The 22,846-nt window shown below is 67.7% G+C and carries 26 protein-coding genes; 14 read left to right on the top strand and 12 right to left on the bottom strand.

Annotated features, from left to right (window positions below; translation table 11 throughout):
* The first annotated feature begins 1 nt into the window (after position 1).
* From ACE3UA_RS08895 to ACE3UA_RS08885, 3 genes are read left to right on the top strand one after another with little or no spacing between them, the layout of a single operon-like run.
* Positions 2-799 (top strand): DUF2189 domain-containing protein, encoded by a 798-nt coding sequence (locus ACE3UA_RS08895; RefSeq protein WP_374644209.1) that lies wholly within the window; start codon positions 2-4, stop codon positions 797-799.
* On the top strand, positions 796-1,002 hold the full coding sequence (gene ccoS, locus ACE3UA_RS08890; protein ID WP_374644207.1) for a cbb3-type cytochrome oxidase assembly protein CcoS: 207 nt from the start codon (positions 796-798) through the stop codon (positions 1,000-1,002). Before ACE3UA_RS08895 ends, ccoS begins: the two co-directional genes overlap by 4 nt.
* The gene (locus ACE3UA_RS08885) at positions 950-1,180 is read left to right on the top strand and encodes a hexameric tyrosine-coordinated heme protein (RefSeq protein ID WP_197644070.1); all 231 of its coding nucleotides are present in this window, start codon (positions 950-952) and stop codon (positions 1,178-1,180) included. Before ccoS ends, ACE3UA_RS08885 begins: the two co-directional genes overlap by 53 nt.
* Positions 1,181-1,190: 10 nt before the next feature.
* On the opposite strand, the gene ACE3UA_RS08880 is transcribed toward ACE3UA_RS08885, so the two are convergent.
* Positions 1,191-1,637 (bottom strand): carboxymuconolactone decarboxylase family protein, encoded by a 447-nt coding sequence (locus ACE3UA_RS08880; protein ID WP_374644205.1) that lies wholly within the window; start codon positions 1,635-1,637, stop codon positions 1,191-1,193.
* A gap of 140 nt (positions 1,638-1,777) precedes the next feature.
* Between ACE3UA_RS08880 and ACE3UA_RS08875 the strand changes: the two genes are divergently transcribed.
* The 3 genes from ACE3UA_RS08875 to ACE3UA_RS08865 all read left to right on the top strand — a co-directional run bounded on the left by ACE3UA_RS08875 (position 1,778) and on the right by ACE3UA_RS08865 (position 3,808).
* Positions 1,778-2,236: a TlpA family protein disulfide reductase gene (locus ACE3UA_RS08875; RefSeq protein ID WP_374644203.1), complete on the top strand. Its 459-nt coding sequence runs from the start codon at positions 1,778-1,780 to the stop codon at positions 2,234-2,236.
* The gene (locus tag ACE3UA_RS08870) at positions 2,233-2,922 is read left to right on the top strand and encodes an MOSC domain-containing protein (RefSeq protein ID WP_374644201.1); all 690 of its coding nucleotides are present in this window, start codon (positions 2,233-2,235) and stop codon (positions 2,920-2,922) included. Before ACE3UA_RS08875 ends, ACE3UA_RS08870 begins: the two co-directional genes overlap by 4 nt.
* A 130-nt stretch (positions 2,923-3,052) precedes the next feature.
* Complete coding sequence (locus ACE3UA_RS08865; RefSeq protein ID WP_374644199.1) at positions 3,053-3,808, top strand: sulfite exporter TauE/SafE family protein; 756 nt, start codon at positions 3,053-3,055, stop codon at positions 3,806-3,808.
* Positions 3,809-3,847: 39 nt separating this feature from the next.
* Here the strand turns inward: ACE3UA_RS08865 and ACE3UA_RS08860 are convergent, their stop codons facing one another.
* Positions 3,848-5,002, bottom strand: coding sequence for a cytochrome c3 family protein (locus ACE3UA_RS08860; protein WP_374644197.1), 1,155 nt, complete (start codon positions 5,000-5,002; stop codon positions 3,848-3,850).
* A gap of 226 nt (positions 5,003-5,228) precedes the next feature.
* On the opposite strand from ACE3UA_RS08860, the gene ACE3UA_RS08855 reads away from it, so the two are divergent.
* A complete protein-coding gene (locus ACE3UA_RS08855; protein WP_374644194.1) occupies positions 5,229-5,828 on the top strand; it encodes a hypothetical protein in 600 nt (199 codons plus the stop codon).
* 24 nt (positions 5,829-5,852) lie between these two features.
* Here ACE3UA_RS08855 and ACE3UA_RS08850 read toward each other — a convergent pair whose 3' ends face one another.
* Positions 5,853-6,737: an alpha/beta hydrolase gene (locus ACE3UA_RS08850; RefSeq protein ID WP_374644192.1), complete on the bottom strand. Its 885-nt coding sequence runs from the start codon at positions 6,735-6,737 to the stop codon at positions 5,853-5,855.
* Between the two features lie 70 nt (positions 6,738-6,807).
* On the bottom strand, positions 6,808-7,488 hold the full coding sequence (locus tag ACE3UA_RS08845) for a cupin domain-containing protein (RefSeq protein ID WP_374644190.1): 681 nt from the start codon (positions 7,486-7,488) through the stop codon (positions 6,808-6,810).
* 258 nt (positions 7,489-7,746) lie between these two features.
* Here ACE3UA_RS08845 and ACE3UA_RS08840 point away from each other — a divergent pair, with 258 nt between their 5' ends.
* From ACE3UA_RS08840 to ACE3UA_RS08810, 7 genes are all read left to right on the top strand, one after another.
* Positions 7,747-8,772 carry an SDR family NAD(P)-dependent oxidoreductase gene (locus ACE3UA_RS08840; RefSeq protein WP_374644188.1) on the top strand — a complete coding sequence of 342 codons (1,026 nt, stop codon included), beginning with the start codon at positions 7,747-7,749 and terminating at the stop codon, positions 8,770-8,772.
* Positions 8,773-8,954: 182 nt separating this feature from the next.
* On the top strand, positions 8,955-10,553 hold the full coding sequence (locus tag ACE3UA_RS08835; RefSeq protein WP_374644186.1) for an ABC transporter substrate-binding protein: 1,599 nt from the start codon (positions 8,955-8,957) through the stop codon (positions 10,551-10,553).
* Between the two features lie 43 nt (positions 10,554-10,596).
* On the top strand, positions 10,597-11,661 hold the full coding sequence (locus ACE3UA_RS08830; protein WP_374644184.1) for an ABC transporter permease: 1,065 nt from the start codon (positions 10,597-10,599) through the stop codon (positions 11,659-11,661).
* Complete coding sequence (locus tag ACE3UA_RS08825; protein ID WP_374644182.1) at positions 11,658-12,563, top strand: ABC transporter permease; 906 nt, start codon at positions 11,658-11,660, stop codon at positions 12,561-12,563. Before ACE3UA_RS08830 ends, ACE3UA_RS08825 begins: the two co-directional genes overlap by 4 nt.
* Entirely contained in the window at positions 12,560-13,381 is an 822-nt protein-coding gene (locus tag ACE3UA_RS08820; RefSeq protein WP_374644180.1) for an ABC transporter ATP-binding protein, read from the top strand. The genes ACE3UA_RS08825 and ACE3UA_RS08820 overlap by 4 nt, the downstream gene beginning before the upstream one ends.
* Before the next feature lies 1 nt (position 13,382).
* Positions 13,383-14,162, top strand: a complete 780-nt coding sequence (locus tag ACE3UA_RS08815; RefSeq protein WP_374644178.1) for an ABC transporter ATP-binding protein — start codon at positions 13,383-13,385, stop codon at positions 14,160-14,162.
* On the top strand, positions 14,159-15,211 hold the full coding sequence (locus tag ACE3UA_RS08810) for a dipeptidase (protein ID WP_374644177.1): 1,053 nt from the start codon (positions 14,159-14,161) through the stop codon (positions 15,209-15,211). The genes ACE3UA_RS08815 and ACE3UA_RS08810 overlap by 4 nt, the downstream gene beginning before the upstream one ends.
* Before the next feature lie 63 nt (positions 15,212-15,274).
* On the opposite strand, the gene ACE3UA_RS08805 is transcribed toward ACE3UA_RS08810, so the two are convergent.
* From ACE3UA_RS08805 to pcaF, 8 genes are all read right to left on the bottom strand, one after another.
* Positions 15,275-16,261: a branched-chain amino acid ABC transporter permease gene (locus tag ACE3UA_RS08805; RefSeq protein WP_374644175.1), complete on the bottom strand. Its 987-nt coding sequence runs from the start codon at positions 16,259-16,261 to the stop codon at positions 15,275-15,277.
* A 1-nt stretch (position 16,262) separates the two neighbouring features.
* Positions 16,263-17,147 carry a branched-chain amino acid ABC transporter permease gene (locus tag ACE3UA_RS08800; RefSeq protein ID WP_374644173.1) on the bottom strand — a complete coding sequence of 295 codons (885 nt, stop codon included), beginning with the start codon at positions 17,145-17,147 and terminating at the stop codon, positions 16,263-16,265.
* 6 nt (positions 17,148-17,153) lie between these two features.
* Complete coding sequence (locus tag ACE3UA_RS08795; RefSeq protein ID WP_374644171.1) at positions 17,154-17,879, bottom strand: ABC transporter ATP-binding protein; 726 nt, start codon at positions 17,877-17,879, stop codon at positions 17,154-17,156.
* Positions 17,872-18,630, bottom strand: a complete 759-nt coding sequence (locus ACE3UA_RS08790) for an ABC transporter ATP-binding protein (RefSeq protein ID WP_374644169.1) — start codon at positions 18,628-18,630, stop codon at positions 17,872-17,874. Before ACE3UA_RS08790 ends, ACE3UA_RS08795 begins: the two co-directional genes overlap by 8 nt.
* A gap of 91 nt (positions 18,631-18,721) precedes the next feature.
* The gene (locus tag ACE3UA_RS08785) at positions 18,722-19,921 is read right to left on the bottom strand and encodes an ABC transporter substrate-binding protein (RefSeq protein ID WP_374644167.1); all 1,200 of its coding nucleotides are present in this window, start codon (positions 19,919-19,921) and stop codon (positions 18,722-18,724) included.
* Positions 19,922-20,012: 91 nt separating this feature from the next.
* Positions 20,013-20,792 (bottom strand): SDR family oxidoreductase, encoded by a 780-nt coding sequence (locus ACE3UA_RS08780; RefSeq protein ID WP_374644165.1) that lies wholly within the window; start codon positions 20,790-20,792, stop codon positions 20,013-20,015.
* A gap of 64 nt (positions 20,793-20,856) precedes the next feature.
* The gene (locus ACE3UA_RS08775) at positions 20,857-21,636 is read right to left on the bottom strand and encodes an enoyl-CoA hydratase-related protein (protein WP_374644163.1); all 780 of its coding nucleotides are present in this window, start codon (positions 21,634-21,636) and stop codon (positions 20,857-20,859) included.
* Positions 21,636-22,838 (bottom strand): 3-oxoadipyl-CoA thiolase, encoded by a 1,203-nt coding sequence (gene pcaF / locus ACE3UA_RS08770; protein ID WP_374644161.1) that lies wholly within the window; start codon positions 22,836-22,838, stop codon positions 21,636-21,638. The genes ACE3UA_RS08775 and pcaF overlap by 1 nt, the downstream gene beginning before the upstream one ends.
* Between the last annotated feature and the right edge of the window lie 8 nt (positions 22,839-22,846).

Here is a 22,846-nt window from a genome sequence, read left to right as displayed (position 1 = left end):
GATGCTTGAACCGCTTCCCACCCTGCACAAGCCCCTCGCCGTCGAAAGCCCGCACGCGCGCCATCTGCCCGCCCGCGCCGCGCTGGACTGGCTGGCCGCCGGCTGGCGCGACCTGAGCCGCGCGCCCGGATCGAGCCTGGCCTATGGCGCGGCGGTGCTGGCGCTGTCCTGGGCCGTGCTCTGGGCGCTGGCGCTCTGGGGCCTGCTCTACCTCGCCCTGCCCGCGCTGTCGGGCTTCCTGATCGTCGGCCCCTTCCTGGCCGTCGGCCTTTACGAGAAAAGCCGCCGCCTGGCCCGGAACGAGCCGCCGACCGCCTTCATGGTCCTGCGCCTTGCCCCCGGCGCGGCCGGGCAGATCGCCATGGCGGGCCTCCTCCTTGGCCTCCTGGTCCTGTTCTGGCTGCGGGCGGCGGACCTGCTCTATGCCCTATTCTTCGGGCTTCAACCCTTCCCCGGCGCGGCCGAGGCGTTCGAGAACGCGCTCACCACGCCAAGGGGATGGGCGCTGATCGCGACAGGCATGCTGGTGGGCGGGCTGTTCGCAGCCTTCGCCTTCGCGATCAGCGTCTTCTCCTTTCCGATGATGGTCTCGACCCGGCGCGACGCCCTGACGGCGATGGGCCGCAGCTTCGCGATGACGGCGCAGAACCTGCGGCCGATGCTGGCCTGGGGCGCCATCGTCAGCGCCGGGCTGGTCCTGTCGCTGCTGACCGGGCTGGCGGGGCTCCTCCTGATCTTCCCGCTGCTCGGCCACGGCACCTGGCACGCCTGGCGGGCCATCGACGGCGCGGCGCCATGAACATCGGCTTTCTCATCCCGCTCTCGATCGGCATGGGCCTGACCGGACTGGCCGCCTTCTTCTGGGCCCTGCGCCACGGCCAGTTCAGCGACCCCGAGGGCGACGCCTGCCGCATCCTGATCCCGCAACCCCCGCTGCAAGGAGAGCACCATGTCCGACTGGCTGCCCAGCCTGATCACGAAGACCCCGACCGAAGGCTATGACCTTGCGGTGAAACTGGCCCGGGTTGCGGTCAAGCTGACCCAGCCCGACGCCGCGGTGCGCGACCGGCTGCGCCCGGAATATGCCGAGGATGCCGATGCGCTGATCGCCATCAGCCAGGTGGTGGCGACGCATTTCGCCACCGTGGCCGCGGCCAACGACTACTGGCGGCAGGGCTGACGGCGGCAGATCAGCCCCGGATCGGGTGCAGGGCGTGGAAGGCGACGCTCAGCCGGTTCCAGGTGTTGATGATCGACACCGCGACCGTCAGCTTCACCAGCTCGCTTTCCGAAAACTGCGCGAGGGCCGCCGCATACAGCGCATCCGGCACTCCGCCATCGGCGACCCGGGTCAGGGCTTCGGTCCAGGCGAAGGCCAGGCGTTCGCGTTCGGTGAACAGCGGCGATTCCCGCCATGCCGCGACCAGCAGCACCCGCTGCAGGCTGTCGCCATCCTCCAGCGCCTCATGCGCATGCATGTCGACGCAATAGGAACAGCCGTTGATCTGCGAGGCGCGCAGCTTGATCAGGTGCAGCAGGCTTTTCTCCAGCCCGCAGGTCTCGACCGCCTCGTTCAGGGCCAGGACCGAGGTCATCAGCTCCGGCGCCTTCGCGAAATAGTTCATCCGCTGTTCCATTCCCGGCTCCCGCCCGATGCTGCATTCCCATGCAGTCTGTGCCCTCGCCGCGCCTTGCGCCAGTCCCGATCCGGCTTGACTCCGATTCGCGCCGAAGTCCTGAATGGGCCCGGACGGCCGCCCCGGGCGAGGAGGACAGGATGACCACGCTTCACGCCGCCGAATGGCTGAACACCGACCACCCCCCGGCGCTGGCGGATTTCCATGGCCGCGTCCTGGCGGTCGAGGTGTTCCAGATACTCTGCCCCGGTTGCGTCAGCCACGGCCTGCCGCAGGCGGGGCGCATCGCCAGCACCTTCGCGCCGGACAATGTGGCGGTGATCGGGCTGCATTCGGTGTTCGAGCATCACGCGGCGATGACGCCGGTCGCGCTGCGCGCCTTCCTGCACGAATACCGCATCCGCTTTCCGGTGGCGGTGGACCAGCCCGGCGATCCCGGCCCCCTGCCCCGGACCATGGCGGAATGGCAGCTCGAAGGCACGCCGACGCTGGTCCTGTTCGACCGCCAGGGCCAGATGCGGGCGCGGCATTTCGGGCAGGTCTCGGATCTGGCGCTCGGGGCGCAGATCATGGCGCTGATGCTGGAAGGCCGGGAATGAGCGGCTTTCGCATCCTGGAGGTGCGCTCCGGCCGCGCCCGCCCCTTCGGCCCGCGGGGGCAGCCCTCGGCCATCGACAAACAGCCGGTCTCCGGGCCGGTCGCCGTGGCGGCGCCAGGGCTGGACGGGGACGAACAGGGCGACCGGCAGCGTCATGGCGGGCCGGACAAGGCGGTGCATTGCTACCCGGTTGCGCATTATCCGCTCTGGGCCGCGGCCTTGCCTGCGGGAACCCCCAACCTCCGGCCCGGCGGCTTTGGCGAGAACCTTGTGGCCGAGGGCATCGACGAGGCCGGCCTTTGCCTGGGCGATCTCTGGCGGGTGGGCACGGCCCTGATGCAGGTCAGCCAGTCGCGTCAGCCCTGCTGGAAGCTGAACCTGCGCTTCGCCCGGCCCGACATGGCGCGGCGGGTGCAGGACAGCGGGCGCACCGGCTGGTATTTCCGCGTGCTGGAGCCCGGCGTCGTGGCGGCAGGCGACGGCGCGGCGCTGGTCGCGCGGCCGCAGGCCGGCTGGCCGCTTTCCAGGGTATGGCGGCTGCTTTACCGCGACATGCTGGACCGCCCTGCGCTGGCCGACCTTGCCGCCCTGCCCGGCCTGCCCGAAAGCTGGCAGCGGCTGGCCCGCGCCCGGCTGGAGAACCGCCGGGTCGAGGATTGGGCCCCACGGCTGGAAACGCCGGCCTGAGCCGACGGCTGTCCTTCCCCTCCGCCTTCCCCTATCCTCTGGCGCTGCTTGTCCATCCCGCCCGCAGGAGATCCTTGATGCCCGGACCCGAACGCCCATTCAGCCCCCGTCGGACAAGGGGCTGCGCGCCGTGACCCTGGCCGATGCGCTGATCCTGGGACTGGCCGCCTTCGGGGCCGGGGTCCTGAACACCGTCGCCGGGGGCGGCACCTTCCTGACCTTCCCGGCGCTCGTCCTGGCCGGAATCCCGCCCGTCATGGCCAATGCGACCAGCGCGGTCGCGGTCTTTCCCGGCTATCTGGCGGGGGCCATCGGCTTTCGCGCCGAACTGGCGCAGGTGCCGCGCGCCCGGCTGGCGCGGCTGTCCGTGGTGACCCTTGCCGGCGGGCTGGCGGGCTCGCTTCTGCTCATGGTCTCGTCGAACGAGGTCTTTGCGCGCATCGTGCCGGGGCTTCTGCTGTTCGCCACGCTGGTGTTCCTGTTCGGCGACCGGCTGCGCCGCGCCGGAGCGCGGTCCGGGACCGGCGAGGGGGCGGCGGGCATGGCAGGTCTCCTGCTGGTCTCGATCTATGGCGGCTATTTCAACGGCGGGCTGGGCATCATGCTGCTGGCCCTGTTCTCGCTTTGGGGGATGCGCGACCTGCACCGGATGAACGGGCTGAAAAGCGGGCTGTCCTTCGTTCTGTCCGCCATCTCGGTCGCGGCCTTCGCGGTGGCGGGGCTGGTTGCCTGGCCCGAGGCGGCGCTGATGATGCTGGCCTCGGCGCTTGGCGGCTATGCGGGGGCGCCGGTGGCCCGCGCGATGCCGCGCCGGGTGCTGCGGGCATTGATCGGGATCGTCGGCTTCGGCATGACGCTGGTCTTTGCCCTGCGCGCCTGGGGCTGACCTGTCCGGCCCGGAGGCGATCTCCGGGCCGGACCGGACTTACGGGCGCACCAGCCCCTCGACGGCCGCCTTGTCCAGATCGGCCAGCGAGTCATGCAGGAGTTGCAGCACATAGGGCGCGTTATGCGCATAGGCCCCCGGATCCTTGGCGACGAACTGATAGTTGTAGGCCGCGCGCAGCAGCCGGGGGGTCCAGCTTGCGTATTTGTTGTCCCCGACCGCCTCGCCTTCCTCGACCCCGCCGCTGCCGTCCCGGTCGATGAAGAAATAGGGATGCGCATGGCCATCATAGGCGATGGCCGTGCCGGCCACATCCTTGCCATAGGCCTTGATCGCATCGAGCAGGCGCTCGTGCAGGGCGGCGACTTCCGCCGCGATCCCCTCGGCCACGTCGCCGTCCCCGTCGTAGTCCACCTTGTCCTTGCGGATAGTCCGCAGCGACTTGCGGTCGGTCACCCCGTCATGGCAGGCGGCGCAGGGTTCCACCTTCGGCTGCACGGTATGCAGCTCATGGCAGGTGATGCAGCTGTCGAAGGGCTCGGCATGCCGGCGGCGCGAGGCATAGGCCTGCCCGTCATATTCATAGCCGCCCCGCGCCAGCGTGCCCATCAGGGTCGCCCCGGCCGCCCGGTAATGGACATTGATGAAGGCAAGGTCCGGCGACACCGTGTCATCGCCGATCCCGGCCACCGCGCGGTTCACGCCAAGCGTGGATTCCCGGCCCTGGTGGCAGGTCATGCAGCGCGCCTCGGCGCCCAGATCCTCGACCCGCTGGCCCGAGGGGAAGCTGACGCCGGACATCCTGCGCGTCGTCTCGTTGTGGCAGGCCATGCAGCCGATGACCGTGCCCGTCGGCGCCTTCGCCTCGACGCTGCCCACGGCCGAGCCATCCGCACCGATGTAATCCAGGAAGCCGGGGGTCGAATGGCACCGCGAGCAGGCTTCGGGGATCTCGCCCTTGTCGTTCCAGTTGGTGAAGGCGCGGGCATCCGCCTTGGCATGGGGCGATGACTCCCAGTCGTGGAAGAACGGCACCCTTTCGGCCGGGATCGTCGCCGGGGCCTCTGCGGGCGCGGCCTCCTGCGCGGCCCCGGCAAGCGGGAGCAGCGCGGTCGCGGCGGCGAAACCCAAGGCCGACAGGGCCCGCCGGACCCGATACCGGGACCACAGGCGATGGTGATACAAGCTGCGCATAACTCCTCCTTCCACACATCCCGTGTGTCTGCATGAGCCGATGACTGCACCCGATTGCGGGCTGCGCGCTTTCCTGTCCGGCGCGCCGGAACAAGCCCCTTGATCACGGCAAGGTGAATGAACCACCGCTTCCTGACGGCAACCTGAAGCAGAATGCCCCATGCCGTAAGTTTCCGCTCATCCGGGCAGGCCAGTCTTGGCGGATCAGGAGAGAGGAGAGACCGGAATGCACAGGATCATCATCGCCGCTGCAATCGCGGCACTGCCCTTGCCCGCGCTTGCGGCACCCTTCGAGACCCCCTACGCCCTGCGCAGCGCCCATGCGGATTTCCAGGCCCAGCTCGAGGCGGTCGGCGCAAGGCAGGACGATATCGGCGAAGCCGCCCGCATGGCCGCCGCACTGATGGCCCCCAACAACGCCGCGCAAGAGGCGACCATCCTGCCCATGCTCGGCTGGACGGACACGGCCAGCTCCGGCTCGCGGCAGGCGCTGCCCGACATGCCCGATGCCGCGGCCCTGCAGGCCGAACTGGCGCGGCTTTACGACGGCGATGTCGCGGTCGTCACCGCCCTGGTCGAGCTTTACGCCGAGGCCCTGGACAAGGGCGACACCGACACCGCCCGCCTGGCCGAGCGGATCATCTGGCACCAGACGGCCGACCTGGAGGTCTTCTATCCGGCGGCGCTGCTTGTGGCCGCTTCGCTGCGGGCGCCGGCCTATCCGGTGGAACCGATCGCGCTCCGCCTCGGGCCGGGGCCGCTTTATGGCAGCGAGATGCTGCCGATGATGGGCATCGGCAACCCGCACGGACCCGTGGACAATTGATCCCGGACCGGCGCGCGCCCCGGATCAGGGCTGCGCGCCCCCGGCAAGGCGGACGACCGCGGCAAGGATCGCCTGAAAGCTGCGCCGGGCGCGGTCGCTGTCGCGGCGGGCCCGCAGATAGCCATGCGGCAACTCGGGCTCGTTGCGCCATTCCGCCGCCACGCCCGCCTGTCGCAGCCGCGCCACATAGTCGCGCCCGTCATCGCGCAGGGGATCGACATCCGCGCTGACGACGAAGGCCGGGGCCAGACCGCCAAGCTCGGGGGCCCGCAGCGGCTGTGCCAGCGGGTCCGTGACCGGCCCCTCGCCATGCAGCGCGCGCTGGTAGCCGTCCAGATCGACGCTGCGCAGCAGCGGTGCCTCGGCGTTGACGGTATAGGAAGGCGCGCTGCGGTCGCCGCCAAGGCTGGGGTAGATCAGCACCTGCCCCAGGGGCTGCCGCCTTTGCCGGCAGGACAGGCAAAGAGCGGCCGCCAACAGCCCGCCCGCACTGTCGCCCGCCACCACCGCGGGCCGGTCCAGCGCCTGCCAGACCGCCTCGACATCGCGGATCGGTGCGGGCCAGCGATGTTCGGGGGCCAGCCGGTAATCCACCGCGACCAGCATCAGCCCGGTGGCATCGGCGATCTCGGCGCAGACGTCATCATGGCTGTCCAGCCCGCCGACCACGAAGCCGCCGCCGTGGAGATAGAGCACCGCCACCGGCGTCTCCTCCCCGTAGATCCGGCAGGACACGCCCCCCAGATCCCGATCCCTGACCGGCAGGCCGGGCGGGCGCGGGGCGCGGAAGCGGGCGCACATGGCGTCGTAATATCTGCGGTTGTCGGCGGCGCTGGCCCCGTTGGCCTCGGCCGGATAGGCTGCTTCGGTCCGGCGGATGAACTCCAGCACCTGGGGATCGGCAATCATGGCGCACCTGCATCGTCTCGTGCCCATCTGCGGCAGCGATGGCGGGGCCTGTCAAGCGCCGGCGCGAGGCTCAGCCCGGCATGGGCAGGACATCGGGATGTTGCAGCGGCGCCGCCTTGACCCAGATCCGCGCGCCTTCGGGACCGGCCAGGGCCGACAGCGCCTGACCTGCGGGCAGGCGGCCCCAGCTTTGCGCCGCGCAATCCTCGCCGTTGATCCTGGCCTTGCCCTCGATCAGCAGGAACTCGAGCCCCGCCACATTCCCGATCCTGATTTCGGCATCGGGGCCCCAGTCTTCGGTCCAGACCCGCTCGGCCTCGTCCTCGAACAGCAGGCGCGCCGCAGTCGCTCCGGGGCGGGGTGCCAGGGCCTGGCCCTCGCCGGGCTGCCAGTTGACCTGGGCCGTGTCGCCGCTGCGGTATTGCCAGAGCCGGACAAGGATGGTGCAGCCCCCGGCCGCGGCGGGACTGTGCGCGGTGCCGGGCGGGTTGCGGAAATAGGACCCAGCAGGATAATCGCCGTGTTCGTCCTGGAACGTGCCTTCCAGCACCAGGATCTCCTCGCCGCCGCCATGGACATGTTCGGGAAATGCGCTGCCCGGCGCATAGCGCACGATCGAGGTGGCCCGGGCGACCTCGTCCCCGTCGCGATACAGCATCCGGCGCTCCACCCCCGCGGCCGGGCTGGGCACCCAGTCCAGCCGGGCCGCGTGGACGATCACGGGCTGGTCGAGATCGGCATTCAGGCGCATCACGCTTCCTTTCCCGCAGACAGGGATGAGACGTGCCCGGGCAACGAAGGTTCCGCCACAAGGCCCGCCCTGACCGCTGAACGCAGAATAGCACATCCCGCGGGCGCCGCACCCGGACGGAGGCGGACTCGTTCCGCACAGGCAGACGAAGCGGCACCATGGCGGGGCGGTCGCAGCGAAAAACTGGTGCCGGGCCATTTTACCCCTTGCCCAGAACCCCGCCCCGCCGGATGACGAACCGATCAGGAGAAGACCGCAATGACTGACGCCCCCCTGCGCCGCGTGCTGATCACCGGAACCGCCGGCTTCATCGGCTTCCACCTCGCGCGGCTGCTGCTGGCCGAGGGGTTCCGGGTCCATGGCTATGACGGGATGACCGACTATTACGACGTCACGCTCAAGCAGCGCCGGCATGCCATGCTGCTGCAAAGCCCGAACTTCACCGCGACCGAAGCCCTGCTCGAGGATCAGGCACGCCTCGATGCCGTCGCGGACGAGTTCCGCCCCGGGATCATCGTCCATCTCGCGGCCCAGGCCGGGGTGCGCTACAGCCTCGAGAACCCGCGCGCCTATCTGGATGCCAATGTCATCGGCAGCTTCAACGTGATGGAGGCCGCGCGCCGCCTTCAGGTGCGCCACCTCCTCATGGCCTCGACCTCCTCGGTCTATGGCGCCAATACCGAGATGCCCTTCACCGAGACCGAAAAGGCCGACACCCAGCTCACGATCTATGCCGCGACCAAGAAGGCCAACGAGAGCATGGCCCATGCCTATGCCCATCTGTGGAACCTGCCGACCACCATGTTCCGGTTCTTCACCGTCTACGGCACCTGGGGCCGGCCCGATCTCGCGCTGTACAAGTTCGTCGATGCGATCCTGGATGACCGGCCGATCGACATCTACAACCACGGCGACATGTATCGCGACTTCACCTATGTCGACGATCTGGTCCGCGGCATCCGGCTTCTGATCGACGCCGTGCCCGAGCGCCCGGCGGACGGAATCGTGCCCGAGGGGGACAGCCTCTCGCCCGTCGCGCCCTTCCGGATCGTGAACATCGGCAATTCCGACAAGGTGCGGCTCATGGATTTCGTGGATGCGATCGAGGCGAGCCTCGGCAAGACGGCGATCCGCAACTACATGCCGATGCAAAAGGGCGACGTGCCCGCCACCTGGGCCGACGCAAGCCTGTTGCAGCGCCTGACAGGCTACCGGCCGCAGACGGATTTCCGGGACGGGATCGCGCGGTTCGTCGAATGGTTCCGGGATTACTACGGAAAATGACCCCCTTCGCGACCGGGTTCACGGCCGGGATCCGTCCGGTTTCCCGCTTGCGCCATGGGCAGTGAAGATGCGCGTGCCGGACCCGAAGGTTGGCCATTGACTCCTGCCCCCCGCTTTCATCCAATCCGGACAGGAACTGGCGCCTGTCGGCTCCTCAGCGAACAATCACAGGGAGATGGACGATGCACCTGAAGCATGGATTCGGCCGTGCGGCAGCCTTTGCCGCGCTGATGACCGGCACCGCACCCATGGCACTCATGGCCGAGACGCCGGCCGATACACTGGTGGTGGCCGATGCCATCGACGACATCGTGTCGATCGACCCGCATGAGGCGTTCGAGTTTTCGGGCGTCGACCTGAACAACAACCTCTACGATACCCTGATCGAGCTTGATCCCACCAAGCCGGGCGAACTGGTTCCCGGCCTGGCCGAAAGCTGGGCGGTCTCGGACGATGGCCTGACCTATACCTTCAAGATCAAGTCCGGCATCACCTTCTCCAGCGGCAACCCGCTGACGGCGGAAGATGCGGCCCTGTCGCTGCGCCGGGTCGTCAAGCTGAACAAGACGCCGGCCTTCATCCTGACCCAGTTCGGCCTGACGCCGGAGAATGTCGACCAGACGATCACCTTCGAGGGGGATACCGTCACCCTGAAGACCGACAAGGCCTATGCGCCGTCCTTCGTCTACAACTGCCTGACCGCGGGGGTCGCCAACATCGTCGACATCAAGACGGTGATGGCGAACGAGGTCGAGGGCGACATGGGCAATGCCTGGCTCAAGGCCAACAGCGCCGGAACCGGGGCCTATGTGCTGAAGTCGTTCAAGCCGAACGAGGGTTACGTGCTCGAGGCGCGGCAGGGCCACTGGCGCGGCGATGCCAAGATCAAGAACGTCTTCATGCAGCATATCCCCGAAGGCGCGACGCAGCGGCTGCTGCTGGAGAAGGGCGACATCGACATTGCCCGCGAACTGACCCCGACCGATATCGAGGGGCTGGCCGGCAATGCCGACATAACCGTCCAGAACGACGTGGGCGGGCAGATCTACTATCTGGCGCTGAACCAGAAGAAGCCGGAACTGGCCAATCCGAAGGTGCAGGAGGCGATGCGGTGGGCCGTCGACTATGCCGGGATGACCGACACGATCCTGAAGGGCCAGTGGGTCGTGCACCAGGCCTTCCTGCCGCAGGGCTTCCTCGGCGCGCTGACCGAGGCCCCATACAGCCTGGACGTCGAGAAGGCCAAGGCGCTCCTGGCGGAATCGGGCGTGACGCTGCCGCTGGAAGTCGGCCTCACGGTCCGCAACAACCCGGAGCGTCTGGATATTGCGACCTCGCTGCAGAACACCTTCTCGCAGATCGGCATCAACCTGGTCCTCGACGTGGGCGACGGCGCGCAGGTGCTGGAGAAGTATCGCGCCCGCCAGCACGACATCACCATCCAGACCTGGGGGCCGGACTATCCCGACCCGCATACCAACGCCTCGACCTTCGCGATGAACCCCGACAACAGCGACGAGGCGGGCAATACCGGCTATCTCGCCTGGCGCACGGCATGGGATCCGGGCGAGCTGCACGCGATGACCGAGGCGGCGGTGCAGGAGAAGGACACCGAAAAGCGCAAGGCGATGTATGAGGAAATCCAGCGCAAGCACCGCGACGGATCGGCTTTCGTGATGATGTTCCAGCAGGCGCGGCAGGATGCGATGCGCACCAACGTGGCGGGCTTCTATGCCGGTGGGGCGACCGACTCGGCGTCCTACTGGACTGTCACCAAGTAAGCGACAGGGCCGCCGCCGGTTCGGGCGGCGGCCCAAGCCCTGCATGACCGGAATACCCGCACCGCCGCCGCGCAATCGTCTGCTTCCCCTTCTGGGGCAGATCGCGCTTGGCCTTGGCACCCTGGCGATCACCTTGCTGGGACTGCTGCTGATCACCTTCGTCATCGCCCGCGTCGTGCCGACCGACCCCGTGCTGTCGATCGTCGGCGAACGGGCGACCCCGGCCCAGATCGCCGCCATCCGCGACAAGCTGGGGCTCGACCTGCCGCTCTGGCAGCAGTTCCTCATCTACGTCCGCGATGCGCTGCAGGGCGACCTCGGCAATTCGATCCGCACGGGCCAGAGCGTCACCTCCGAGATCGCGCGCTATTTCCCCGCCACGTTGGAGCTTGCCACGCTCGGCACGATCTTCGGCACGCTGGTCGGGGTGCCCGCGGGCGTGCTGGCCGCCACCCGGCCCGGCAGCATTGCCGACCAGGTGGTGCGGGTGGTGGGGCTGATGGGCTATTCGATGCCGGTCTTCTGGCTGGGGCTGATCGGCCTTCTGGTCTTCTACGGCCAGCTCGACTGGGTCGCGGGGCCCGGCCGGCTGGACCCGACCTATGACATGATGATGGAATTCACCCTGACCAGCTATACCGGGATGATCCTGATCGACGCCACGCTGAACGGCGCCTGGGACGTCTTCGGCAACGCGGTCAGCCATATCGTCCTGCCCGCGGGGCTGCTGGGCTATGTCTCGATGGCCTACATCAGCCGGATGACCCGCAGCTTCATGATGAACGAGCTTGGCCAGGAATACATCACCACCGCCCGCGTGAAGGGCATGCCGGAATGGCGGGTGATCTGGGTCCATGCCATGAAGAATGTGATGGTGCCGCTGATCACGGTCATCGCACTCTCCTACGCCTACCTGCTGGAGGGGTCCGTCCTGACCGAGACGATCTTTGCCTGGCCGGGCCTTGGCAGCTATATCACCGATGCGCTCTTTGCCGCCGACATGCCGGCCGTGCTGGGGGGCACGGTGGTGGTGGGGGTGGCCTTCGTGACGCTGAACATGGCCTCGGACATCCTGTACCGCCTGGTCGATCCGAGGGCGCGGGCATGACGACGCTGCGGGCATGGCTGAGCGACCCGAACCCCGCCTCGCGGCGGCAGGCGCGGCTGGGGCAGGCCTGGCTCGCCTGGCAGCGCATCCGGCGCAACCGGCTGGCGATGGCGGGGCTGGTCATCGTCGGGCTTCTTCTCCTGGTGGCGCTCCTTGCCCCGCAGATCGCGCCGCACGACCCGCTGGCCCAGAACCTCTCGCGCCGGCTGTTGCCGCCCGGCACTCCCGGCAACCTTCTGGGCACCGACGATTTCGGCCGCGATATCCTGTCGCGCATCATCCATGGCGCGCGGATCACGCTGTATATCATCGCGCTGGTGGCGGTCACCGCCCCGGTCCTGGGGCTGCTGATCGGCACCGTCGCCGGATATTTCGGCGGCTGGATCGACGCCGCGCTGATGCGCCTGACCGACATCTTCCTGGCCTTCCCCCGGTTGATCCTGGCCCTGGCCCTGGTCGCCGTCCTGGGGCCCGGGATCGAGAACGCCGTCCTCGCCATCGCGCTGACCGCCTGGCCGCCCTATGCAAGGGTGGCGCGGGCCGAGACGCTGACCGTCCGCTCCTCGGACTATATCGCCGCGATCCGGCTGCAGGGGGCCTCTGCCCCGCGGATCATCGCCGGGCATGTGGTGCCGATGTGCCTGCCCTCGGTCATCATCCGTGTGACGCTGGACATGGCGGGCGTCATCCTGATCGCGGCCGGCCTCGGCTTTCTCGGCCTCGGGGTCCTGCCGCCCACGCCGGAATGGGGGCTGATGATCTCGTCCGGCCGCAAATACCTGTTCGAGCAGTGGTGGGTCGCCACCATGCCCGGATTGGCGATCTTCATCGTCAGCCTTGGCTTCAACCTTCTGGGCGACGGCCTGCGCGATGTCCTCGACCCGCGGAGCGCCGCGCGATGAGTCTCCTCGAGGTCAAGAACCTGCGCGTCACCTTCGAGACCGAGACCGGCCGGGTCCAGGCGGTGCGGGGCGTGTCCTTCTCGCTCGGGCATGAGCGTCTGGGGATCGTGGGCGAAAGCGGCTCGGGCAAGACGATGACGGGCCGGGCCGTGCTGCGCCTGGTCCGCCCGCCCGGCCGGATCGAGGCGGATGCGATGACCTTCGACGGTCGGGACATCCTGCATGCCCCGGAGCGCGAGATGCGCGCGCTGCGCGGCAAGCGCATCGGCATGGTGATGCAGGACCCGAAATATTCGCTGAACCCGGTGATGACCGTCGGCCGCCAGCTGACCGAAGGCTTGCGGCTGCGCGACGGGCTGGGCCGGGCGGATGCCACCGCCAAGGCCATTGCCGCGCTGGAGGCGGTGCAGATCCGCGACCCGGCCCGCGTGATGGACGCCTATCCGCACGAACTCTCGGGCGGGATGGGCCAGCGGGTGATGATCGCGATGATGCTGATCCCGGAACCCGACCTCCTTATCGCCGACGAACCCACCAGCGCGCTGGACGTCACCGTGCAGGCCGAGGTCCTGTCGATCCTTGACGGTCTGGTGCGGAACCGTGGCATGGGCCTGATCTTCATCAGCCACGACCTGCGGCTGGTCGCGCGCTTCTGCGACCGGGTGCTGGTGATGCACAAGGGCCTTGTCGTGGAGGAAATCGAGGCGGCCCATCTTCTTGAGGCCCGGCATCCCTATACCAGGGGCCTGCTGGACTGCCTGCCCCGGATCGGCGGACCGCGCGGTCCCCTGCCGGTTCTGGACCGGGCCGGGATCTGACATGACAGCTTTGATCGAGATCGAGAACCTGACCGTGACCTTCCGCTCCAAGGGCCGCGAGGTGCGCGCGGTGGAGGGTGTGAGCCTTTCGGTCGATGCGCGGGCGAGCCATGGCCTCGTGGGCGAAAGCGGGTCGGGCAAATCCACGATCCTGCGCGCGATCTGCGGCATGGCGCCGGTCACGGGCGGCAGCATCCGCATCGGCGGGCGGCCCGTGCCCACGCCGCGCGGCCGCGCCTTCTCGACCGAGGTGCAGATGGTATTCCAGGACCCCTACGCCAGCCTGCATCCGCGCCACACCATCGACCGCACCCTGTCGGAACCCCTGGCGATCCACGGCCTGCCCGGGGCCGATGCAAGGGTGGTCCAGGCCCTGACCGAGGTGGGGCTGCCCCCCGCCTTCCGCTTCCGCTATCCGCACCAGCTCTCGGGGGGCCAGCGCCAGCGCGTGGCCATCGCGCGCGCCCTGATGCTAAGGCCGAAGATCCTGCTTCTGGACGAACCGACCAGCGCGCTTGACGCCTCGGTCCAGGCCGAGGTCCTGAACCTGCTGAACCGCCTGCGCGCCGAACAGGGGCTGACCTTCCTGATGGTGTCGCACGATCTGGCCGTGATCGACCACATGTGCGACCGCATCATGGTCCTGCAGCATGGCCGCAGCGTGGAAGAGATCACGCGCGACGCTCTTGCCCAGGCCAGAATGACAACCGCCTATGCCCGCAGCCTGTTCGACGCCAGCGCCGACCGGATGCTAGGCGGCACCACGGAGCCCGCCCCATGATCCCGATATTCGACGGCCACAACGACCTCCTGCTCCGGCTGCTGCTGGACCCGGCCCGGCGCGAGGAGATCTTCCTGACCGGCGAGGGCAAGGGTCACCTCGACCTGCCGCGGATGCAGGCCGCCGGATTTGCCGGCGGGTTCTTCGCCATCTACATCCCCTCCCCGACCGCGCATGACGATCCGGACTACCAGGCGCTGATGCAGAACCCGCCCTACAGCCTGCCGCTGCCGGACCTGATCCCCTTCTCCGGCGCGATCGCGCCTGCCGCGACCGCGGCGGGCCATCTTCTGTGGATGGAACGCGCCTCGCAGGGCGCCCTCAAGGTCTGCCGCACCGCGCCCGAGGTCCGGGCCTGCCTTGCCGACGGAACCATCGCGGCGATCATGCACATGGAAGGCGCCGAGGCGATCGACGAAAGCCTGGATTCGCTCCACCTGTTCCACGCCATGGGCTTGCGGTCTCTGGGGCCGGTCTGGTCGCGGCCGACGATCTTCGGCCACGGCGTGCCCTTCGCCTTTCCCTCCGGTCCCGATACCGGGCCGGGGCTGACCGACGCGGGCAAGCGGCTGGTCAGGGAATGCAACCGGCTGCGGATCATGCTGGACCTCAGCCACATGAACGAGGCCGGGTTCAACGACGTGGCCCGCCTCTCCGACGCCCCGCTGGTCGCCACGCATTCCAACGCCCATGCCATCTGCCCCTCGTCGCGCAACCTGACCGACCGGCAGCTGGCGATGATCCGCGACAGCGGCGGCATGGTGGGCCTGAACTTCTCGGTCTCCTTCCTGCGCCCCGACGGGCGGCAGCTGGCCGAAAGCGGCTGGGACCCGATCCTGCGCCAGATGGACCATCTTCTGGAGCGGCTTGGCGAAGACCATCTCGGCTTCGGTTCCGACTACGACGGCTGCACGACTCCTGACGTGATCGGCGACGTGACGGGCCTGCCGAGGCTGGTTCAGGCGCTGGCCGATCATGGCTATGGCCGGCCGCTGCTGGAAAAGCTGTCCCACGCCAACTGGCTGGCGCTGCTGCATCGCACGCTTTAGGTTCTGGCCTCAAGGCGGGGCGGCCGATCCGAAACCGGCCGCGCCGCCCGCGGGCAAGATCCCTCAGAACCGCCGGTGGAGCAGATCGCCCATCGTGCCGAGCAGCCCCTTGCGGAAGGCCAGGATGCAGACCATGAAGACAAGGCCCTGGACGATGGTGACCCAAGCCCCGAAGGCGGCCAGCTCGTTCTGCATCCAGACCACCAGGATCGCACCGATGATCGGGCCGAAGAAGGTTCCCATCCCGCCGATCAGCACCATCAGCACCACCTCGCCGGACATGCCCCAATAGACATCGGTCAGGCTGGCCAGCTGGAACGAGATCGCCTTCATTCCGCCGGCAATCCCGGCCAAACCGGCCGCAAGCACGAAGGTCAGCCATTTGTAGCCGTTGACCCGGAAGCCAAGCGAAACGGCCCGAGCCTCGTTGTCGCGGATGGCGCGAAGCGTCTGGCCAAAGGGTGAATGGGTGATGCGGTACAGCGCGAGAAGCGCCAGCAGGAACAGAACGGCGACCAGGGCATACATGGACAGATCGCTTTCAAGCGACATCAGTCCGAAGAGTTTCCCGCGCGGAACGCCCTGGATTCCATCCTCGCCGCCGGTGAACGATGCCTGCAGGCAAAAGAAGAAGATCATCTGCGCGAAGGCCAGCGTGATCATGGCAAAGTAGATGCCCTGCCGGCGCACCGCCAACACCCCGATCGCGGCCCCCAGCAGCATGGCCACGACGATGCCGAACAGGATAGCCAGTTCGGGGGTCAATCCCCAGACCTTGGCCGCATGTGCGGCGGCATAGGACGACAGGCCGAAATAGGCCGCATGCCCGAAGGACAGCAGGCCGAGATTGCCCAGCATCAGGTTCAGCGACAGCGCGAAAAGCGCAAAGCACAGAACCTTGATGACGAACAGCGGGTAGGCCAGGAAAGGCGCCACCACCACGGCCGCCACCACCAGCAACATGACAAGTCCGTGGAAAGCGCCCATGCCCAGACGGGGCTGCACTGCAGAGGAGGACATCGCGTGGTTTTCCCTGAAGCTGGTCGTCATGTCATGCCTGCTTGCCGAACAGACCCGCGGGCCGCAGCAATAGGACGATCGCCATGATGAAGAAGATCACGGTGCTGGAGACCTGCGGCCAGAAGACCTTGGTCAGGCCTTCGACCAGCCCCAGCATGAAGCCGGTCAGGATGGCGCCCGAGATCGAGCCCATGCCACCGATCACCACCACGGCAAAGACCACGATGATCAGGTCGCTGCCCATCATCGGGTTGACCGAATAGATGGGCGCCGCCAGCACCCCGGCAAGGCCCGCAAGTCCCACGCCGAACCCGTAGGTCAGCGTGATCAGCAGCGGCACGTTGATGCCGAACGCCTCGGTCAGCTGCGGCTTCTCGGTCGCCGATCGCAGCCACGATCCCATGCGGGTCTTCTCGATCGCCAGCCAGGTCGCAAGGCAGACGAAGACCGACACGATGATCACGAAGGCCCGCGAGGCGGGCAGGAACATGAACCCCAGGTTGAAGCCGCCTTGCAGCGCCGGCGGCATCGAATAGGGCAGACCCGTCGCGCCGTAATGGTTGCGGAACAGCCCCACGATCACCAGCCCGAGGCCAAAGGTCAGGATCATGCCGTAGAGGTGATCCAGGTCGTAGATGCGGCGCAGGATCAGCCGTTCCACCACACAGCCCAGAAGGCCGATGACCAGCGGCACGATGATCAGCGCCAGCCAGTAGTTGATGGCAAGATGGTCCAGCAGCAGCAGGGCGCCGAACGCCCCCAGCATGTAAAAGGCACCATGGGCGAAGTTCACGATGTTCAACAGGCCGAAAATGATCGCCAGCCCCAGGCTGAGCAGGGCGTAGAATGCGCCGTTGATCAGGCCAAGCAGGATCTGGGTCGACAATAGCTGGATTGGCATTCCGAAGATCAGCATGTTCTCTCAGACTCCCAGGTAGCCGTTCAGCTTTTCGGTGTTGGCGGCGATTTCGGAATTCGGGATCATGTCGATCACCAGGCCATGTTCCATCACGTAATGGCGGTCCGCCACGGTGGCGGCAAAGTGGAAATTCTGCTCTACCAGGACGACGGTATAGCCGCGCTTCTTCAACATCCGGATCGTCGCGCCGATCTGCTGCACGATGACGGGCGCCAGCCCCTCGGTCGGTTCGTCCAGAAGCAACAGCCGCGCGCCCGTCCGCAGGATGCGCCCGATCGCAAGCATCTGCTGCTCGCCGCCCGAAAGACGCGTGCCCTGGCTGCGGTGGCGTTCGGCGAGATTCGGGAAAAGCTGGTGGATTTCCTCCAGGCTCATCCCGCCTTCGGCGATCACCGGGGGCAGCATCAGGTTCTCATGCACCGTCAGGCTGGAATAGATGCCGCGGTCCTCGGGGCAAAAGGCGATGCCGGCCCGCGCGATCTTCCGCGAGGGCTGGCCGCACAATTCCGACCCGCGCAGCCTGACCGAGCCGCGACTCCGTTTCATCATGCCCATGATCGTCTTCAGAGTGGTGCTCTTGCCCGCCCCGTTGCGGCCCAGAAGCGTGACGACCTCGCCTTCATGGACGTCGAAGTTCACTTTGTGCAGGACATGGCTTTCGCCATACCAGGCCTCGAGATCCCGCACCTCGAGCAGGGCGGGGCCGGTGGAACGGGCGGCGTCAGGCATGTGGCACCCCGATATAGGCTTCGATGACGCGCGGGTCCTGCGAGACATCCTTGTATTCCCCTTCGGCCAGCACCTTGCCGCGCGCAAGCACGGTGATGCGGTCGCACAGCGATGCGACGACCGACAGGTTGTGTTCGACGATCAGGACGGTCCGCCCGGCCGCGACCTTGCGGATCAGTTCGGTGATGCGATGGACGTCGTCCTGGGTCATGCCGGCCATCGGTTCGTCCAGCAACAGGACCTTGGGGTCCAGCGCCAGCGTCGTGGCGATCTCCAGTGCGCGCTTTCGGCCGTAGGACAGGTCGTCAGCCACATGATGGGCATGGTCTTGCAGGCCAACGGCGACGATCAGTTCCATCGCCTCCTCGTGCAGGCCGGCCAGGACCTTCTCGGACCGCCAGAAATCCCAGGAATCGCCATGGCGGCGGCGTTGCAGCCCCATGCGGACGTTCTCGATCGCCGTCATCGACCCGAACACCGCGGAAATCTGGAACGAGCGCACCACGCCCATCCGCGCCACATTGGCCGGGCTGGTCCGGGTGATGTCCCGCCCGTCATACAGGATCGTCCCGGCACTGGGTTGCAGGACCTTGGTCAACAGGTTGAAGCAGGTCGACTTTCCGGCACCGTTGGGGCCGATAAGGGCATGGATCGATCCGCGGGCAATCTCGAGGTTGACCGAGTCGACCGCGCGGAAACCGCGAAAGTCCCTGGTCAGCCCGATGGCCTTGAGGACATTGTCAGCCGCCATTAGGAGCCTCTTCTCATCTTCCGTGCAAGTTCCACTGACCAGAGGAGGCCGGCGGCAGGTCACCCCGCCCCCGGCCCGGTGATGCCCGGGGCTACTTCTTGACCAGTGGGCAGGCGCTTTCGGCCAGCGGGCGGAAAGCGGCTTCGCCGGGGATCGTGCTCAGGATCTCGTAGTAGTCCCAGGGCTCCTTGGAATCCGCGGGCGCCTTCACCTGTGCCAGATACATGTCGTGCACCATGCGGCCATCCTCGCGGATCACGCCATTGGTGGCGAAGAAGTCGTTGACCGGGGTTGCCTTCATCTGGGCGACCACCGGCTGGGCCTGGTCATTGCCGGTTGCGGCAATGGCGCTCAGATAATGCGTGACCGCCGAATAGACGCCGGCCTGCGACATGGTCGGCATGGCGCCGTGCTTCTCGAAAAAGCGGCGCGACCATTCACGGCTTTCCTCGGTGCGGTCCCAGTAGAAGCCGGTCGTAAGGTACAGGCCCTGCGCGGCCTCAAGCCCGATCGAATGCACGTCGGTCAGGAAGATCGCCAGCCCCGCCAGCTTGGCCTGCTGGGTCAGCCCGAACTCCTGCGCCTGCTTCAGCGAGTTGATCGTGTCGGTGCCGCCGTTGGCCAAAGCGATGACGTTCGCGCCGACCGAAGGCGCCTGCAGCAGGTAGCTCGAGAAGTCGGCGGTGTTCAGCGGCGCGACCGCGTTGCCCGCGACGGTTGCCCCGGCGGCTTCCACCACGGCGGTAACATCCTTCTGCATCGCATGGCCAAAGGCATAGTCGGCCGTCAGGAAGAACCACTTGTCGCCGCCCTGTTCGACCAGCGCCTTCCCGGTCGAGACCGCGACGGCATAGGTGTCCCAGGTCCAGTGGATGCCGTTGGGCGAGCAGGATTCGTTCGTCAGACCTGCGGTCCCGGCGCCGGACACGATCAGCACCTTGTCCTTTTCGCGCGCCAGCTCCTGCACTGCCAGAACCACCGATGAGTTCGGGACGTCGACGATCACGTCGACGCCTTCGACGTCGAACCACCGGCGGGCGATCTGGGTGCCCACATCGGCCTTGTTCTGGTGGTCGGCGCTGACCAGTTCGACCTTGGCGCCAAGACGGTCGCCGAAATCGTCGATCGCCATCTGCGCCGCGACGATCGAGCCGGTCCCCGCCAGCGACGAGAACACGCCGCTCTGGTCAGTCAACACGCCGATCCGCACGGTGTCGTCGGTCAGGTCCGCCGCATGCACGGCCGTCGCCGACATTGCCGCGACTGCACCGGCAAAGCTCAATACTCTCATGTGTATTCCTCCCTCGTTCGTCATCGAGACTAGCCAGTTTCCCTCCACTAATCATTACCGCATTGCAGTAGATTATTCCGCACAGCAAAAATCACAGCAGCGCGCGGGCAAGCCCGCCATCGACCGCGATGTTCTGGCCGGTGATATAGCCGGCATGGACCGAGCAGAGGAACGCGCAGATCGGCCCGAAGTCGTCGGCCTTGCCCAGGCGCCTGGCGGGGACCGATTGCGCCAGGGCGGCGGCGGCCGCTTCCTCGGTGATGCCCTCGCGCGCGGCCCGGGCGCGGATCACGCGGTCCAGTGCGCCGGTGGCCATCAGGCCCGGCAGCACGTTGTTGACGGTAACGCCGCGGTCGATCACCTCGCGCGCCAGCGTCGCCATCGCGCCGGTCAGCCCGGCCCGCACCGAATTGGCCAGCGCCATGTTGGGATAGGGCTCCTTCACGGCGAAGGAGGTGATGTTCACGATCCGGCCGAAGCCCTGCTCGATCATCGCCGGCAGCAGCGCCTGCGTGGCGCCGATGGCGGACAGCATGTTCACCTCAAGCGCCGCGCGCCAGGTGTCGATGGAATGGTCGGTGAACTGGCCGGTGGGCGGGCCGCCGGCGTTGGTCACCAGGATCGAAATCGCGCCAGCCCTTGCCTGCGCCTCGGCGATGACGCTGCCCACCACGCCCGGGGCCGAAAGGTCGCCCTGCAGGAACAGGGCGCCATTGCCCAATTCGGCCGCGGCCCTTTCGCCCGCCGTCGCGTCGCGCCCGTTCAGGACCACACGCACCCCCGCCTGCGCGAGGTGCGAGGCGCAGGACCGCGCCAGCCCCTTCGAGCCGCCCAGAACCAGCGCAACCCTGCCAGAAATCCCCAGATCCATGCGATCCTCCGCCGCAGCAAAATCAGGGCCGGGGCATCAGATCATCCGCCCCGGCCGGTTTCAGTCATTCGCCGGAATAGACAGGGCGACGCTTTTCCAGGAAGGCCGCCATCCCTTCGGCCTTGTCCCTCGTGGCGAACAGGATCTGCAACGCCTTGCGTTCCAGCGCCAGGGCCGCCCCAAGCGATGCATCCTGCCCCTGCAGGATCACTTCCTTCACCTGCGCCACGGCGATCGGCGGCAGCCGCGTGATGCGCTCGGCAAGCGCCATCGCGTGCGGGAACACCTGGCTGTCATCGACCACCTCGCTGACCAGCCCGATCTGCGAGGCTTCCTCGGACGAGATCATTTCGCCGGTCAGGCACAGACGCATCGCCTTGAACTTGCCGACCGCGCGCAGCAGGCGCTGTGTGCCGCCCGCCCCCGGCATGATGCCGACCTTGACCTCGGGCTGGCCAAAGCGGGCGGACCGTCCGGCCACGATCACGTCGGCATGCATGGCCAGCTCCATGCCCCCGCCCAAGGCAAAGCCGTTCACCGCGGCGATGACCGGCAAAGGGCAGCGCGCGATGGCTTCCCACAGCCGTTCATTGTGGCGCAGGTACATGTCGACGGCGCTGGTATGCGCCATGTCGGCGATGTCGGCCCCCGCCGCAAAGGCGGTATCGCTGCCGGTCAGCACCACGGCGCGGGTTTCGCCGCCGTCGGTGATGCCCTCGAATATCTCGGCCAGCCGGCGCCGCAACGGCATGTTCAGCGCGTTCAGCACTTCGGGACGGTTCAGCCGCACCACGGTGACCGGCCCGACCGTCTCGACCAGGACGAGGCTCTCGTCTGCGGACATCACGCGGCCTCCAGTGCAAGGGCGACGCCCTGTCCGACCCCGACGCACATGGTGCAAAGCGCGCGGCCCTTGGCGGCGGCGGCAAGCCCCAGCGCGGCCGTCAGCGCAAGGCGCGTGCCGGACATCCCCAGCGGATGCCCCAGCGCAATTGCGCCGCCCTTCGGATTGACCTGCGGCGCATCGTCCGGAACCCCCAGCTCGCGCAGGCAAGCCAGGGCCTGGGCCGCGAAGGCTTCGTTCAACTCGATCCGGTCGAAATCGTCGATCCGCAGACCCAGCCGCGCCATCAGCTTCCGGCTGGCCGGAACCGGGCCGATGCCCATGATCGCGGGCTCGACCCCCGCCGTCGCCATGCCGCTGATCCGCGCCAGAGGGGTCAGCCCGAACCGCCGCATCGCATCGGCAGAGGCGACCAGGACCGCGGCGGCGCCGTCGTTGACACCGCTGGCATTGCCCGCCGTGACCGAGCCGCCCTGACGGAACGGCGTGCCCAGGGCCGCCAGCGCCTCCAGCGTGGTCCGGCGCGGATGTTCGTCCCGGGCGACGATCACGGGATCGCCCTTGCGCTGCGGAATCGTGACCGGCATCAGCTCGTCGTCAAAGCCGCCGCGGGCCTGCGCCTCGGCGGTGCGGTCTTGCGAGCGCAGGGCGAACAGATCCTGATCCTCGCGCGAGATGTTGAAGCGCGCGGCCACGTTCTCCGCCGTCTCGGGCATGGAATCGACGCCGTACTGCCTTTTCAGCACCGGGTTGACGAAGCGCCAGCCGATGGTGGTGTCGAAGATCTCGGCGCTGCGCGAAAAGGCCTGGTCGGCCTTTCCCATCACGAAGGGCGCGCGCGACATGCTTTCCACGCCAGAGGCGATGATCACCTCGGCGTCGCCCGCCATGATCGACCGCGCGGCCAGGCCGACAGCGTCAAGGCCCGATCCGCACAGCCGATTCAGGGTGGTGCCGGAAACGGTTTGCGGCAGGCCGGCCAGCAGCACCCCCATGCGCGCCACGTCGCGGTTATCCTCGCCGGCCTGGTTGGCGCAGCCGGTCAGGACATCGTCGATCGCCGCCGGGTCAAGTCCCGGCGCGCGCCGCATCAGCTCGGCCAGGACCAGGCCGAGCATGTCGTCCGGACGCACCCCGGACAGGGCACCACCGTAGCGGCCGATGGGCGTACGCACACCGGCGCAAATGAAAGCCTCTTTCATGTGCAATC

The organism is Tabrizicola sp. (assembly GCF_041919135.1).
In the GTDB taxonomy this organism is placed as follows: domain Bacteria; phylum Pseudomonadota; class Alphaproteobacteria; order Rhodobacterales; family Rhodobacteraceae; genus Tabrizicola.
The sequence above is the reverse complement of the archived record's forward strand: the minus strand, read 5'-3'. Positions and strand labels throughout refer to the sequence as shown.